Source organism: Bacillus sp. ME78 (genome assembly GCF_903970865.1).
Taxonomy (GTDB): domain Bacteria; phylum Bacillota; class Bacilli; order Bacillales; family Bacillaceae_G; genus Bacillus_A; species Bacillus_A cereus.
In genome coordinates, this window is record NZ_CAJCKK010000038.1 from 1 (window position 1) to 14750 (window position 14750).

Genomic DNA, 14750 nt, shown 5'->3' on the forward strand with positions numbered 1-14750 from the left:
CAAATTTTGAATAGGGGATTCCCCGTACATGGTAATGCAGTTGTTAATTCCTCGATAACCGCACGGATCTGATGCGGATATTTTTTATGTAAGAAACGATACATCCCACCGAAGTGAGTTTTGTTTCCTCTTTCGTCCTGCTTGTCCAAAGAACGCTTTAATGTTGTTTCCGTATGTTGTTGCATGGCAATGTCTAAGAATAGTTTCTTAGCCGCTACAGATAGCTTAAAGAAAGCCTTTGTAAATACAACGGGACTAATGTATACGTATGGATTTGCTTTTTCTGTTTCCTCATTCATAAAATGAGTTAGCTTAATTGTATATCGGCCATCTACTCCGTTTTCAATGGAGATAATATTATGTAAGTTTAATTTCTTTAGAGCGATATAGAATTGAGAGTGCTGGATATAAGCAAACTCTTCTTTATATTGCTTGTAGTCTTCCCACATCATATGTACTGTTACATTCGGAATGACACCATTAGTAAAACATTTTTTATGTAGGTATAAGAATACTTCAAGATCTGCATTCGTAATACCATATAATTTATGCTTTCGTCCTGTTTTTTCTGCAAGTGCAGACATTCCGCGACGTGAAAAAGATGGTTTTGCTTTTTCGACAAATCCTTCTATATCCGCAATACGTTCTTCATATGTCATGTGCTGTAGAATATCCTCTAAATATGTATCTTTATAGCTGTAGTACTTCTCTTCAAATGCTTCTACAAGCTTTTGCCAAGACTTTAATGTTACTAACACCGCATTGGTTGTTTCTCCATTTAAGCTACGTTGATTACGTATCACCAATGATTTCCCCATCTTTTTCACCTCCGTTCTACAAATTCAGAAATATATGCCAAATTACTATAAAATATTCCAATTTTGATTATAGCAAATTGGAAATTGAAAAAAGTGCCTCCTTTAAGAGAAAATATAAAAAATGAAATGACCTTTTATCCTTAGTGCCCCAAGGGATTTCATGATTATCAAAAAAAAATAAGGGACATGATATGGCTATAAGTTTTCATTTCTCTAGAAAAGAGATAATACGAAGAAAAATCCTTTATTAAGACTAATTTAACAACCTTTTTTATGGATTTAGGTTGTAACAAAAGGGACATGATACCGCTATGAGTTTTCATGTTTTTATGTTTGATTAAATTATTAAATTCCCTTTTAAATGTTGATAGGATGGGAGTTATGTCGAATAAATAAGTTTTTTAAAAGGGACACAATATAGCTATAGTGCATTTCATGTTTTTAAAAAAAGGGGACATGATACCGCTATGAATTTTCATGAAGGGAATGGAGCAAATGAAATGAAAAAAAGAAAAAAACGTTGATATCCAGAGGGTCTTTAGGATATTTAGGTAAAACCGAAAGGGACATAATACCGCTATAAGTTTTCATGTTTAATATCAGAAGAGGAAAATAAATCTTTTTATATTAGTTTTTGAGGTTGTTATATACTTTTTTAGCATTCATAAAATACCATAAAGATTTAAATATATTTCATCTTTACATTGAAAGGGACACAATATAGCTATATATTTTCATTCTCATACGAAAGTAATTTTATTAATAGTAATGCAAGTACAATATATACTTGGTACTATGTCAGTTTTACAAATCATTGTTGTTCTATATAATAAACATAAATAACAAGTATGAATAATTTGTGATGAAAAAATGTAAACATCTTGGAATTAGAAACCGAAATTTCTGACACTTTTTATCTTTTTCATATAAGAGGATTCATATAACTATATTATTTCAACTTGGAATAACTGTAGTTTAAAATTAAATAGAGAAGGAGGGGGCATATGGATAATGTTCTTCAATTGTTTCGTGACGCATTATTGATAGCGGAACTACTTTATAAAAATAACGAGGTATTGTGGCATAAATGGAATGCCTATTATCAAGATGTAAAAGAAGATAATAGTAGGATAATAACTTCTTCTCATCTTTCTCCTTCTTTTTCAATGTTGGCACAATGGTTGGAGAAACAACAAAAAAAAGGAGTATCTTCATTACAAATATTTACGGAAATAGATCATTATAAAAATCAGATACATGAGACAATAAATCTATTTATTGAACAGGAGTTCTTAAAGGATATAAAGAGTAGAGGTGAAGTGGTACCTATACCGTTAGAGAATGATGATATCATTAAAAAAGATGATTATTATGAAGTTAATAACTCTGCTGTTTATTATAAATTAAGAGATGGAATAGCAAAAAACCAATTTGAAGAAAATGATGAGACAAAAATAAAGTCATATCCAATTGAAACGAAGGATAGTAATGGTCTGGCGCAGCTCTCTTCTCATAAAGATGAAGATTTAAGATTAACCAATATTGAAGAAGCTGCGCGCTGGAATACACTAGTAGATGGTGTTATGAGTAATATGGATGACTTAACAGCAGACTGTCTAGATACAATTACTATTCAATGGTTGAATGAAGCTAAATCACCTGATGAGTTTATTGATTTTTCATATGAACAAGTTTTAGAGATGTGCAGTATTCCAAAGGCAAAGGCAAATGGGATTGAATATTACAGAGCCGAAGATAAGATTAAAGTAGCAAAAAGAATTGCTGCGTTAGCTAGTATTTTTATATATCTAAATGATGAAAATGAAGTCGTAGTATTAAATGATCGTGCAGAATCAGGTAGACATTATGAAATGAAACGAGAGGTCATAAAAAGGTTATTTGTACTTGATTCAGTTGTACTTTGGAGGGATAAAAATACCAATGAATACATGGGGATAGAATCATGCCGGATTAAGCCTGGAAGCTTCTTATCAGGCTATTTGTACGGATCAAATAGTACGACGGCATTACTCTCTAAAAAAGCACTAGAGTACAATAGTTATAGGCATAAATACCACAAACGATTAATTCGATATTTAACATGGCAGTGGCGAATTAGACAAATGTTCTCTAATCTAAACAGGCCATATTCTATAGGTGGGGATAAAGGATTATTAGCCGTTATGGGGATTAAACAAAATCAAAAACCAAATAGAATTAGAGAACAGTTAGAAAATGTGTTATTAGATTTAGAGAGTGAAAAGGTCATTTCACATTGGGAATATGATAACGGATTAGATGAAGAGAAGCTAGCGAAAAAAAATTGGTTTAAGAATTATTATTCACAGTTAGGCATTAGAATACTGCCTCCTAAAGAATTAATAAATTCAATGGAGAGTTTGGCTAAAAAGAAAGAAACCAACGTAATACAAGTAGAAAAACCTGTTGTAAAAAAAGAAAATGGGCTCATAAATGTGGATGAAAGTGAACATTCAATTCGTGAAAAGCTAGTATTTTTGCATACGAGGAAGAATATAACAATGAGGGAGCTTTCAGAAGAGATAGGCATTTCACAGCCGACTCTTTCAAGGTTTTACAATCAAAAAACTAAGCGGCTTTCAGATACTGCTAGGAACAAACTGAACCAGTGGTATAAAAGGCAATCTATAATCGATAAGATGTAATCTAAATAAACCATAAAATAGTCTTACTCGTGTATTAATAACAGAGTAGGACTATTTTATGGTGATTATGAAAAAGTCCATAATCAAAGTAATAAGTAGTATTTTGAAATTTAAATTTTAAGGATTTATATGGTTACAATATTACACTACTCAATAGAGTTTAAAACTCTATTCATATTCAAATGTTTTTTAATATTTTTAATTACTCTTTATCTTTATTTCCATCCGATTGCTCTAAAAATTCAAAAAAACCAGGTGGTTTCTTTTTTAATTCATCTAGATCTAATTTAATAGATTTGATTTTTTTTAAATCTATATCCTCCAAAGAATTTTGGAGCTTTTTATCTTTATCAGACATTTATAAACCTCCTTTTAGAAAATAGAATACTAAAAAAGAATATCTATTTGTTATTCTGTCTACTTCTTTTTAACATAAAAAAAACTAAAATAGAAGATAAAAAATATATACGTCGTACATATACGCTTTCTATATACAGCGTATATAAAAAGAGAATAATATATCTAATTGTTTTTATAAATTTTATCAAGTATTCATAATATAATTCTACACTAATAAAGAAAAAATCATTTTCATTTATGATAAGATTATGGATATAAAGGTAAAAGGAGGATATTTTTTTGCATACAAGCAATCAACTTTCTAAAGAACTAGCCGAAAAACCTTCAATTATAGGGATTTTCACTTCACCTGGTTTACAATTTGAGAGAATGAAATCTAAAAGAAATATATTCGTTCCATTAATAATTTTAATTTTACTAATTATTGCTTCAAATGCCCTAATTTCTTGGAACTCTTTAAACAATCCTGCACTTAATATGTTTCATGACAATACAGGTTTTTCTGTTCCAACATACATAACATTTCTTACCTCATTTGGAATTACTACAATAGGGGGGATATTAGGGTTATTCTTTATACCTATCTTCTATAAGAATATTATGATCTTTTTTGGGGTAGATATTGAATATAAAGAAACGCTAGCTATCATTATCTATTCGTCTTTTATATTGAGATTAGGAATGCTTTTAAACGGTTTAATTGCTTTCTATCTAAATGGATATGAAATATCTTATACAGGTTTAGGTTCATTAATAACGAACAATGCAATCCTACATGCTATTGCTCAAAAGATAGATATCTTTACAATTTGGTATTACATTCTTATAGGAATAGGTTTAAAGACTTTTACTGACCTCAATAAAAATAAACTTATTCCTTTAATTATTGTACTTTTTGTCTTTACTACTTTACTGGCAAGCATGGCTGGATTTATGCAGGAAATATCTAATCCAAAATAAAAAAAATGGGTACACTCATATAAATATATGAGTGTACCCATTTTTTAAAATCAATTTATTTTAATAGTAAAGCTACCTCTAACTTCTCAATTAGGTATCCCACAACAACCTCTTCTTTTCCATCTTCATATAAAACCCGAATAGTTGGAGTACCCTCACTATTAAGTGTTTTAAATTCATTAATATTATCTTCATTATCTACTAATGCTTTCTCAATGAATTTTATCTCCTTTGAATTCAACCAATTCTTAACCCAGAAACAAGGCATACAAAAGGGATTGGTATATACAATTACTTCTTTTACTTTCATGATAATATTCCTCCTTTATATATATATTCTTTATAAGTGAAACAACTACGTGAATTTTAAATTAAAAAATTTTTTTATTTTGTGGTTTAAAAACTTTAGACTTATATCTCTTATTTACGTGTAACCTCGCAAGGGGCCAAACAAAAAAGGAGATGATTTAAATGACAAACAAATTAAATCAACATGTAACTAAAGGACATCCAGATGTACTACGTATTCTGGAGATGGAAACGGTAAAAGAGTACACTAAAAAGCATGAATTAGATTTAGAAAACATTCAATTAAATGAGTTTAACGGCCAAGAAGATTACTCAATTGTAATTCCAACAAAAGCAGATCCTACTACGGTAGTACTTGCTGCTCTAAATAAAAAGGATATTCATCGTTTATCTGTTCAGTTACTTACAGTTGAACAAGTAAAAAATAATGTTGAGATTAGTTTCAGTGATTTAGAACAAGTTAATATAACTAAAGGTGTATTTAATCAAGGTTTTGAATTAGTAAAAGTTGAAAGTCAATTAAATGGAAATATGCTTGCAGGACAAAACGCTTCAACATGTTTAATGGACGTATTTAAACGTATGCCTTGGTGGTTACAATCTGCTTGTGAAGGCCTTTGTGCAGGTTGCCTTGGCGGATTACTTCCTGCTTGTGCTGCATGTGCTGGCTGTATCGGCGGAACAGCATTACGTTGTATCTAATTTTACAAAATAGAAAAGGGGAAATTGAAAATGACAAATACTATTTATAGTCAAGAATTAGTAGAAAGTAACCAATTAATCGGAGAATTAAAAACAAACCCTGCAATTAATAAAATTGCAGAAAAGCATCAATTAAACTTCCAACAAGCCCAAATTACACACTATAAACAAATTGGTGGTTCTTCAGTCGTAATTCCATTATTAGATGAGGAAAATTCCTTTGTAGTGGCTTACTATGACGAAAAATTTAATATTAAAGATATTAAACTTATGGGGATTAAATTAGAAGGTAACGATCTTGAACTTTCCTTTGCAGATGCTGAAGAAACTTTCAAAACAATTTCAACAATTAAAGACGGTAAGTTTGTTAAAACAGCAGTAGAGGGCGAAGCCGTTATCGAACAAGGACTTGTTGACTGTGTAGAAAGAGGGTTTAATTCATTACCCGATTGGTTACAATGGAGCTGCAGAATTGCTTGTGGTGCATTCTGGACACCAGCAGGAGCAGCAGCGTGTGCTGGTTGCTTAGCAGGACTAGGAATTAAGTGCTAACTTAATAATAGAAAATAAGAGTCATAATTAATTATGACTCTTATTTCTGATTTCAAAATGATTTAAAGGAACTATTTAGATTAATTACGTATCATAGTTACCTAGTGTTATAACAAAAAGTTTTATATTTCTTACTTCCTATTATTAAAATTAAGAAGAGAGTTATTATTGACCCTCTTTTTTAATTTTGCGGTTTAGATAAATACAAATAATAGCTGATATCACAGCAACCGTGAATGAAATCGTTCTTAAAAGGAACTCTTGGTTTTCTGGTAGTTTAAATACATTAAGATTTGTTCCCAATGCTATTAAAATAGCAAGTATACCAACCATCCTTACTTTGTTGAAAATAGATTTAGTTTCCAATACTATCACTCCAATCTTGAGAATGCACTCACAATTATTTTAACACAAATTGGGAACACAAATTAAATATATTGATTTAAATATATTTATAGTTAGTATAATAAAAATGCCCCACCCTATATAGGGTGGGGGTATTTTTATTATACTAACTGAATATAACCATTTCCCTCTTCGTTTGGTGAAAAGCCTAAGGCTATCGCATGAATGAGAAGGTATGAGTATACTGTTGCTGGTGTTAAATTAATATCTTTATTTGAAAGAATATTTAGTACTAAAGCTATGGCTCCTGAGACATGTGGGGAAGCCATAGAAGTTCCTGACATGCTAGAATAACTCTGTCCAATATACGTAGAGATGATATTCTCACCTGGTGCAACAAAATCTAAATTGGGATTAGAATTTGAAAACCTAGAGATTTTTTTCTCTAAATCAACTGCACCTATTTGAATTACTTCCTTATAAAAGTTAGGGAAGAGTATTTCGTCGGTTTCACTATCATTATCACCATAGTTACCTGAAGCTCCTACCAAAATAATTCCTTGTTTATTTGCTTTTTTTATAACTCTTCTTAATTCATCGCTTTTCTTTAAACTGCCTAGAGATAGATTCATAACTTGAACTTGTTCATTATTTTTGCCTCTCCAACTAATTGCATATTCAATTGCATTAATGAGAAAATCAATTTTCCCTAGTCCTTTTTTATTTAATACTTTTAATATTAACAGTTTAGCCTTGGGAGCTACTCCTATTATACCTTCACCGTTTTCCGAGGCAGCTATGATACCTGCAACATGTGTTCCATGTCCTTTGTAATCATAATATGCATGAGGATCACCGTTGTCATCGTCTGTAAAATTATACCCGTCAATTATATTCTCTTTTAAATCTGGGTGTTCTACGTCCACTCCAGAATCTATAACAGCTATGACAATACCTTCCCCTTTTTTTGATACTTCCCAAAGCTCTGGTGCTTTAATTGAGGTTATTCCTGTTGGAATCGTCTCAAGTGGCGCATCTAATTCATGAACTGTTGTTGGAAATAAAAATAAGTCTTCCATATAACTAACTCCTCCTTTAAATCTCTTAATTAGAAGAAGTGAAACAAAGTTACGATATTTACATTAAAAATTGAAAACTTTTTATAAATAAAAAGAGAGTGATTAAAAACACAAACGCCCCTTAATAAGGGTGTTCATATTTTTAATCACTCTCAAGATCATAAAAAAGAAATTATCATTTTATTCATTTCTTTTAAGATGGCAGAAATGGAGGCAATATTTATCGGATAAACATTTTTCTAATGATTTCATTTTCTTAGAATAAACCCCAGTAATCTCTCGATATAAATCTTTATCTTCTTCTACTACACAACAATTTATACATCTAGCAGCATGTAACATCTCTTTTTTTAATTCATAATAATGCTTAATTGCTATTTCAATATCTTTCATTGGTATCCGCTCCCTTAGATTAATATTTCCTCTAGTACATGTTTTTGGAAGCCTAATAGGCTAATAACATCTGTATTAGTAGTTATTATTGTGAAAGGAACAGCAGGGATATTTAATGCTTTAAATTCTTTTGAATACTTTTCTTCCGAAATATCTTTTAATTCAAATGAAATATTATTTTGTTTCATCCAATTTTGCTGTTCAAGGCAGAAACCACACTTTTTAGAAGAATATAATGCAACTTTATATACCATTTTTAGCACTCCTTTTATAAGAGATAGAAATAAGGTGACAATCGGATTCGAACCGATAAAAAGAGGGTTATGCTAACCTCCAGTCATTCCTATTGACAATGTCACCATCATAATAAATTAAGGTGGCAGTCGGATTTGAACCGACGCTGAAGGTTTTGCAGACCTTTGCCTTACCGCTTGGCTATGCCACCGTTTATATATATTAAAGTGAAACATGTTATTTGTTTTTAAATCACTCTAATAAAATTTATTTAAAAATTTTTGTTTAAAAAGTAATAATTGATTTCACTTAATGCACTAGGGAGGTGAGAAGCGTGGATAGTATACAAACTTGGTCAATGCTATTAGGGAATTTCGGGTTCCCAATAGTGCTAGCTGGATATTTATTACTAAGATTCGAAAAGAAAATAGAGAGTCTAACTGAAGCTATTTTCGATCTGAAACATGCTTGTAATGAATTAAATACAGATAAAAAAAACATTCATAGCAAATAGCTATGAATGTTTTACATCATCTAATAAAAAATCTATGAATCCTGGTATAGAGTCTTTTCTTGTTTCAAATTCTAAATATTTTTCGTACATTTTTATGTAAATTTCCTGTAGTAAGTCTTCTCTCTCTTGATAGCTAGTATTAGTGAGTTGTTTGCGAATTTGTAAATCAAATTGTTGAACAAACTCGTTAAATTCATCTTCCAAATTAACGTTATAATCCATTTTTTAACCTTCCTTTATTCAATCATATTTTTTAATTTCTTCAGTGCCTTTGTGTGGATGTTAGTAACATTTTGTGGCGTAGTATTTAGGTAGTATGCAGCTTCATTATTCGTGAGCTTCTTCGCATATAATAATTCAATAACTTGCAACTGCTTCTCTGTTAAACTTTCTAAAGAGCGATATAGTTTGTGGTCTTCAATTTCATCTAATAAAGAAGGATTAGATATCAAATCTGAATACACGGTCGGGTCTGGAAGGTTATCTTTAATAGTAGTTGTAGTCTCATCTATCATTGGTTTATCTAATGTTAACGATAAGCGAGCGTTATTTTTACGTATCTTTTTATCAAAATCAATAGATAAAAAGTGAATTAAATTATTAAAATATTTTATTTTTCTAACCCTATTAAAAAAACTTCTAAATGCATCATCTAAACGATGCTGATTTTCCTCCGAAGGATTCTTTCTGAATTCCTTTAATAATTGTTGATTCTCCTCAAGGGCCAAAAAGCTTTTAATAATTGGCTGTTCTAATCTATCCTTTGAATAATTAAATACTCTTTCAAACTCTTTCAATTTTTTAGCATCCATCAAAAACGCCCCTCCAATTCCAACTTTTATGAATTTCTCATTTATGTATACATATCTACTATTAATAAGTGAAGTATCTATCTATATTTTAAACAACAGAACAAATGTTCTCAACAAAAAAAACGATTATTTTTCTTTTTATGGAAAATATTGCTCGAATAAATCGGAAGAGTAGATAATACGGAACTTTATGTATTAATTATACATATGTGTAATATTTTGTAAATAGAAATAGTGATAAATGATTTTACATTTAATCGATAAAAGCATAGTAAAAACGAATTAGGCGCGAATGGCAGAATATTATGGTATTACACCGCACATAGTGAGTTATATAAAGAAAGAAAAAATCCATGCAAATATACCAATGATGATTCTGAAGGATATAGGAACCATCATTGGTATATTTTTTATTTCAGAAGAAGAGAAGAGGTATAGCATGGTTATGTTGATTATTTGTTTATGAAATGAAGGAATATTGAAAATTACAAATTATGATATCGGAGTACTTAATCGCTGACTTCAATCGAACTAATGAAGATCGAAAATATATATATAAGGAATATAGACCAAATAATGAGATTATGGGTAAATTAACAGATTACTTTACACTTAGATAGTTGGTTAATACTTTGTTTTCGCTGGATTAGTTGAGAAAAAATAATTAGATGTGAGGAAATCTTCTTCATACTATCTTTATGGCTTTATGAGGATAGTATGAAGAAGATTTCCTTTTTCTTTTTCGAAAGAGCTTACATTATATCAATTAGTTAGCGTAAAGTTTTTTAAGCTACATATTCATAGGATGAAAACAACTAGCATTTTATAGCTTACAAAAATAGCAGCTAATATTTTTTGTTGGATTTAAATTTTAAAAAGGCTTATTTACAGGTTTTTTCACGTAAAAATAAAGTAGCAGCTAAATTTTTAGATTATTTTATATTGGAAAAATAATTAGCTTGTGTTATATTAAATTCAACAAGTTTTTTAAGGGGGATGTAAAATGACAATTAAAATTAATAAAAAGCTAGACTATTTTTCTAGTTTTGACCCTACAAAAGAGTCAAAACCAATTTCTCTAGGGAATTTATGTAAGGATATTGAAGAAGGACGGTTAACTCTACCTATTTTTCAAACGGGTATCCGATGGAAAGTTGAAAAATCAATTCAATTATTAAATTTTCAATTGACTGGGAAAGCAGCTGTTGCTCCTATTTCAATTAACATTATTGAGAATAAGGATTTTGCTGTGCCACAAGTTAAATTTATTTCACGGGATTTAGTTCCAGAAGAAGCGTTGACTGGGAAGCACTCAGTAAATGATGGGCAGCAGCGTTTAAGTTGTAATTACAAGGCTTATACCGATGATGATGAATTTCGTAATGTAGCATTAGACATAACTACTGGGAAGTTTCTTTTAAATAGTGGTTCTATGCGTCAATCCCAAATCCCAGTTGGAAAGCTTTATAATAAGGACCCTAAGGTATTCGAAGGATTTGTTCGTGAAAATCCGCAAATGCAATCATTTGAAGTCCAAAGCTTACTCACTAGAATTCGTAATAAATTCTTATCCTACTACTACACAGTTAATTATGCTAAGGATTTATCTGAAGAGGAACAACGAGAATGGTTTGAGGTTTTAAACCTAGCAGGAAGTAAAGTTACAGAGACAGAAGTCCACTTAACTGAAATGTTAGTTAAAGGTGTAGACTATTACAAAGAATACGCTGAGAAATTTGGTGAAAAGTTAAAAGAATTTGGTTTAGACAACTTATTTGTACAAAAAGCTACAGAAATTTCTATACCATTAGCAGCGTTGAATCCAGCGTATGAACTAATTAAGAAAAAGCCTCATTCCGCTAACTTCAGTCCAATGCCTTCAGATGTTAAAGCATCTTTAATCAGCAAATTAACAGCGAGCGAGTTACATATTATCTTTAATCAGACACTAGCTGCCCTTGATAGAGCCTTATCATTTATCGAATCGAAGCATTTAGCTGAGCCAAAAAGGATTGATTATGTAACTTACTTATTGGGAGCATTCGTGGTCTTACAAAATAGTGAATTGAATGTAGTTCAAGAAAAATTCCTAATAGATTGGTATGAAACTGTAGAATTTGCTAAGAAAGATAATGGTGTACGTCGTAAGATATTTGATGATTTAATTCAAGTGGATACCTTAACACTGGAAACAGTTCTTAGCCACAACGCCTGACATTGATAGCTTAATATTATTATGGATTAAATTTAAAAATCCTATCTCATTGCACATTGTATGAAAGATAGGATTTTTCTTATATCTAGTAGTAGATTTGCTAATAGTAGCTAATCTAATGTGATCTTTCTATTTATATGAAAAACCAAAAATAATAAGTTACCCAATATAAGAAGAAAATTGCCATTAAATCACATACATTCTTTTTCTATCTGGCTTCTTAATTTTCAGAAGAAATATATATAAGAAAAATAGAAGTTTATTGTTTAGACATCTCGTACATAAATTCCGCAAATAAAAATTACAAAAGATAGATAAAGAAATTTGAATAAGTAAGAGAGGAGATTGGGTGTAGTAAAAAGGAGATTGATAAATTATTTATAGTTAAAATTATAAAGTTCACAAAAAAGATACTTTTCATCAAAAAAACATTAATCGTCTCTATTTTTTCTCGTTATAGCCATTCTTTGTATCTTTTTTAGATACTTGAGTGTATAATGATTCATGAGGAGTGAATTATATGAAACGAATAGTGGGAGAAAATATAAGAATATACTTAGAGGCAACAGGTAGAACTCATCAATGGATTATGGAAAAAGGTGGAATACCAAGGGCTACTTTTTATAAGTTATTAAAAGGAGAAGGAGATTTAACAAAAGGTATAGAGAAAATAAATGAATTGTTTGGAATAAAAGATGAATTTTATTTCTATAAATCAGATTTTAAACCTCCATTAAAATTGGAAGAAAAACAAAAAAGGTCTGATATAAGAAACTTTGCAGCAGCCAATTATGTAGCTGTCGAAGGTGAAGAAAAAGAATTTCAAACTACATTAGATACATTAGATGATTTTATAAGAATGATTGAATTATTGAGACCTTATAACGATTTTAATTGAGCTGATTCTATATAATATATTATTTTTATTTAGCATTGAATAGTGTAAGTTTTTTTGAAATATATAACGTTGAATTATATATAAGGATGTGATAAAGAATGATCAATCATAATAATATAAGAGAAGTTATAGAACAGAATCAAAAATTGCTCCCTACAATATTAGTTAACGTAGAAAGCACAATTGAGAAAGGGATTCATTTTAAATATAAAACAATTGAAAGCATACGTAATTATTTAATGCAGAAAACAGAGGTATTACTCTTCCCAAGCCAATCATTATCCTATGGGGGAATGGTATTATATCGCAATGGAACTTTTTATATAAATATAAATACATTACAACCGAAAACATATGAGAATTTTGTTTGGGCACATGAATATTACCATTTTGAATTTGAAAGAGAACGCATCAAAAATGCAGATGATGTAACTTTTGTTAATAATCCAGTTCTTAATGAAGATGAGCGTAAAGCAAATCTTTTTGCAGCAGAGCTTTTAATAAATAATGATGTATTAAAAACGCTATTTCAAGAAATTAAATTAAATTACGGTGATGATTGCCTAGAAAAAAATGTTATACGACTAATTCCAGTTTTTGAGTTACCTTATAAAACTATGGTTATTAAATTGGCTCAAGACAACTTAATTAGTATAGAGGATGCAGAAAGAATTATTGATTATGATTATCGTAATAATTTACCTCAAGATTTTGATCTTTCAATTTTAGAGCCAACAAAAGCAATTAAAATTGATGGATTAAATAAGCTACTTGAATCAAAAAGTGTTCAAGGCAACATGCTTGAATCAGATTTTGAAAGCATCCAAAATCTAGCAAATCACCATTTCAAACAACTGGAGGCTATTCGAATGAAAATTTAGGGAGGAAAACAATCAATGAATCCAGCAATAAAAACAGCAGAGATATACGAGTATTCGAAATACAAAGGGATAGAGCCTTACTTCCAATATGGCAGAAAAAACAAAAGAACTACACATTATTATATTTTGGATAATAATGTACTCACAGATTTAGCAAAGTTGTCAAGAGAAGAGCAAGATTCCTTTAAAGAACTAATGGCATATTATCATGATGCCGAATTTATTATTCCTCAAATGGTATTAGAAGAAAGTGTTAGAAATTTACCTGCACAAGAAATGGTGGATAAGATTTATTTAGATTTTTACCGCCTCATGAGTGAATTAGAGATTCCTATTTATCTTGAAACTGTTGAGGATAATTATCAGATTTTTGCTGAGGGTTATGTAAGTAAAGAAGAAGCATTTCGTCAATATAAAGAAATTGCTCAAAAATCAGTAAGTAATATTGATATTCAAAATGACCTAAGACATGCAGAATCATGTGAAGATATTAAGATAGCGTATTCTCGGTCTTTAAAAGATGCAGGAGAAAGATTTATTTTCCTCTATGCACATTCGATGCTACAAGATAAAGTAAATAAGATTTCTATTTTAAGTAATGAGATACCAGGGGTCTACAATGTGTGGAAAGCAAATTTGAGAAAAGATGAGTTATTGGAACTTCTCAATGTTACTAGTCGTGATGAGTATTGTGAAAAAGTTCGACCGGTATCGTATAATTGTTTTCTAGTAGAATTCTTAAAAGGAAAATTGACACTTACTCTTGAAGAAGTAAAGGCCTTTTTACAAATTACGAGAATTAAAAGTATGTTTTCAAGAAGTGTCTATTATTCTCAAGCATCTTGTAATTATGTTGATATTAGGACTGATATGACCAACGAGGAGTTTTTAAATTTCGTTGAAAAGCAAGATGATTATAAACTAGCCTTCTAAACTATGCTAGTTGTAAAGTGTTCTATACTTTTGTATGGGGCATTTTTGTATTATTAAAAAC

Annotated in this window: 17 protein-coding genes, 1 tRNA gene and 1 pseudogene; 9 read left to right on the top strand and 10 right to left on the bottom strand. The window is 30.1% G+C overall.

The genetic code is table 11. The features are described 5' to 3' along the window. Positions 1-818 (bottom strand): annotated as a pseudogene (locus H6481_RS25295) (hypothetical protein); the annotation flags it as partial. Between the two features lie 1004 nt (positions 819-1822). On the opposite strand from H6481_RS25295, the gene H6481_RS25300 reads away from it, so the two are divergent. Beyond that, positions 1823-3502 (top strand): helix-turn-helix transcriptional regulator, encoded by a 1680-nt coding sequence (locus tag H6481_RS25300; protein ID WP_182813511.1) that lies wholly within the window; start codon positions 1823-1825, stop codon positions 3500-3502. A 202-nt stretch (positions 3503-3704) separates the two neighbouring features. On the opposite strand, the gene H6481_RS25305 is transcribed toward H6481_RS25300, so the two are convergent. Further along, the gene (locus H6481_RS25305; RefSeq protein ID WP_170969687.1) at positions 3705-3860 is read right to left on the bottom strand and encodes a hypothetical protein; all 156 of its coding nucleotides are present in this window, start codon (positions 3858-3860) and stop codon (positions 3705-3707) included. Positions 3861-4141: 281 nt separating this feature from the next. Here H6481_RS25305 and H6481_RS25310 point away from each other — a divergent pair, with 281 nt between their 5' ends. After that, a complete protein-coding gene (locus tag H6481_RS25310; RefSeq protein ID WP_137035328.1) occupies positions 4142-4822 on the top strand; it encodes a Yip1 family protein in 681 nt (226 codons plus the stop codon). A 55-nt stretch (positions 4823-4877) separates the two neighbouring features. Here H6481_RS25310 and H6481_RS25315 read toward each other — a convergent pair whose 3' ends face one another. Beyond that, a complete protein-coding gene (locus H6481_RS25315; protein WP_182813513.1) occupies positions 4878-5132 on the bottom strand; it encodes a glutaredoxin domain-containing protein in 255 nt (84 codons plus the stop codon). Between the two features lie 161 nt (positions 5133-5293). On the opposite strand from H6481_RS25315, the gene H6481_RS25320 reads away from it, so the two are divergent. Together H6481_RS25320 and H6481_RS25325 are read left to right on the top strand one after the other, a co-directional pair. Further along, positions 5294-5833 (top strand): hypothetical protein, encoded by a 540-nt coding sequence (locus H6481_RS25320; protein WP_182813515.1) that lies wholly within the window; start codon positions 5294-5296, stop codon positions 5831-5833. A gap of 30 nt (positions 5834-5863) precedes the next feature. Then, positions 5864-6385 (top strand): hypothetical protein, encoded by a 522-nt coding sequence (locus tag H6481_RS25325; RefSeq protein ID WP_182813517.1) that lies wholly within the window; start codon positions 5864-5866, stop codon positions 6383-6385. 165 nt (positions 6386-6550) lie between these two features. Here the strand turns inward: H6481_RS25325 and H6481_RS25330 are convergent, their stop codons facing one another. The 5 genes from H6481_RS25330 to H6481_RS25350 all read right to left on the bottom strand — a co-directional run bounded on the left by H6481_RS25330 (position 6551) and on the right by H6481_RS25350 (position 8647). Continuing rightward, complete coding sequence (locus H6481_RS25330) at positions 6551-6751, bottom strand: hypothetical protein (RefSeq protein WP_137035324.1); 201 nt, start codon at positions 6749-6751, stop codon at positions 6551-6553. A 140-nt stretch (positions 6752-6891) separates the two neighbouring features. After that, positions 6892-7809, bottom strand: coding sequence for a S8 family peptidase (locus H6481_RS25335; protein WP_182813519.1), 918 nt, complete (start codon positions 7807-7809; stop codon positions 6892-6894). 180 nt (positions 7810-7989) lie between these two features. Further along, the gene (locus H6481_RS25340; RefSeq protein WP_137035322.1) at positions 7990-8202 is read right to left on the bottom strand and encodes a hypothetical protein; all 213 of its coding nucleotides are present in this window, start codon (positions 8200-8202) and stop codon (positions 7990-7992) included. 14 nt (positions 8203-8216) lie between these two features. Further along, positions 8217-8456 (bottom strand): glutaredoxin domain-containing protein, encoded by a 240-nt coding sequence (locus H6481_RS25345; protein WP_137035321.1) that lies wholly within the window; start codon positions 8454-8456, stop codon positions 8217-8219. Positions 8457-8576: 120 nt separating this feature from the next. Further along, positions 8577-8647 (bottom strand) — tRNA-Cys (locus H6481_RS25350). A 123-nt stretch (positions 8648-8770) separates the two neighbouring features. On the opposite strand from H6481_RS25350, the gene H6481_RS25355 reads away from it, so the two are divergent. Then, positions 8771-8950, top strand: a complete 180-nt coding sequence (locus H6481_RS25355) for a YvrJ family protein (protein ID WP_259347394.1) — start codon at positions 8771-8773, stop codon at positions 8948-8950. On the opposite strand, the gene H6481_RS25360 is transcribed toward H6481_RS25355, so the two are convergent. Next, the gene (locus H6481_RS25360; RefSeq protein WP_137035320.1) at positions 8951-9172 is read right to left on the bottom strand and encodes a hypothetical protein; all 222 of its coding nucleotides are present in this window, start codon (positions 9170-9172) and stop codon (positions 8951-8953) included. A 14-nt stretch (positions 9173-9186) separates the two neighbouring features. Further along, positions 9187-9762, bottom strand: a complete 576-nt coding sequence (locus H6481_RS25365) for a sigma factor-like helix-turn-helix DNA-binding protein (protein WP_137035319.1) — start codon at positions 9760-9762, stop codon at positions 9187-9189. Between the two features lie 1003 nt (positions 9763-10765). On the opposite strand from H6481_RS25365, the gene H6481_RS25370 reads away from it, so the two are divergent. The 4 genes from H6481_RS25370 (at position 10766) to H6481_RS25385 (ending at position 14689) form a co-directional block, all read left to right on the top strand. Continuing rightward, entirely contained in the window at positions 10766-11977 is a 1212-nt protein-coding gene (locus H6481_RS25370; protein ID WP_137035317.1) for a hypothetical protein, read from the top strand. A 520-nt stretch (positions 11978-12497) separates the two neighbouring features. After that, a complete protein-coding gene (locus H6481_RS25375) occupies positions 12498-12875 on the top strand; it encodes a hypothetical protein (RefSeq protein WP_137035316.1) in 378 nt (125 codons plus the stop codon). 98 nt (positions 12876-12973) lie between these two features. Then, positions 12974-13756: an ImmA/IrrE family metallo-endopeptidase gene (locus H6481_RS25380; protein WP_137035315.1), complete on the top strand. Its 783-nt coding sequence runs from the start codon at positions 12974-12976 to the stop codon at positions 13754-13756. A 15-nt stretch (positions 13757-13771) separates the two neighbouring features. Continuing rightward, on the top strand, positions 13772-14689 hold the full coding sequence (locus H6481_RS25385) for a hypothetical protein (protein WP_137035314.1): 918 nt from the start codon (positions 13772-13774) through the stop codon (positions 14687-14689). The last annotated feature ends 61 nt before the right edge of the window (positions 14690-14750 follow it).

Bases quoted from the DNA above. Each gene is read 5' to 3' on its own strand.
- H6481_RS25300 (WP_182813511.1), top strand. From the start codon at position 1,823: ATGGATAATGTTCTTCAATTGTTTCGTGACGCATTATTGATAGCGGAA.
- H6481_RS25305 (WP_170969687.1), bottom strand. From the start codon at position 3,860: ATGTCTGATAAAGATAAAAAGCTCCAAAATTCTTTGGAGGATATAGAT.
- H6481_RS25315 (WP_182813513.1), bottom strand. From the start codon at position 5,132: ATGAAAGTAAAAGAAGTAATTGTATATACCAATCCCTTTTGTATGCCT.
- H6481_RS25320 (WP_182813515.1), top strand. From the start codon at position 5,294: ATGACAAACAAATTAAATCAACATGTAACTAAAGGACATCCAGATGTA.
- H6481_RS25325 (WP_182813517.1), top strand. From the start codon at position 5,864: ATGACAAATACTATTTATAGTCAAGAATTAGTAGAAAGTAACCAATTA.
- H6481_RS25335 (WP_182813519.1), bottom strand. From the start codon at position 7,809: ATGGAAGACTTATTTTTATTTCCAACAACAGTTCATGAATTAGATGCG.
- H6481_RS25340 (WP_137035322.1), bottom strand. From the start codon at position 8,202: ATGAAAGATATTGAAATAGCAATTAAGCATTATTATGAATTAAAAAAA.
- H6481_RS25345 (WP_137035321.1), bottom strand. From the start codon at position 8,456: ATGGTATATAAAGTTGCATTATATTCTTCTAAAAAGTGTGGTTTCTGC.
- H6481_RS25360 (WP_137035320.1), bottom strand. From the start codon at position 9,172: ATGGATTATAACGTTAATTTGGAAGATGAATTTAACGAGTTTGTTCAA.
- H6481_RS25365 (WP_137035319.1), bottom strand. From the start codon at position 9,762: ATGGATGCTAAAAAATTGAAAGAGTTTGAAAGAGTATTTAATTATTCA.
- H6481_RS25370 (WP_137035317.1), top strand. From the start codon at position 10,766: ATGACAATTAAAATTAATAAAAAGCTAGACTATTTTTCTAGTTTTGAC.
- H6481_RS25375 (WP_137035316.1), top strand. From the start codon at position 12,498: ATGAAACGAATAGTGGGAGAAAATATAAGAATATACTTAGAGGCAACA.
- H6481_RS25380 (WP_137035315.1), top strand. From the start codon at position 12,974: ATGATCAATCATAATAATATAAGAGAAGTTATAGAACAGAATCAAAAA.
- H6481_RS25385 (WP_137035314.1), top strand. From the start codon at position 13,772: ATGAATCCAGCAATAAAAACAGCAGAGATATACGAGTATTCGAAATAC.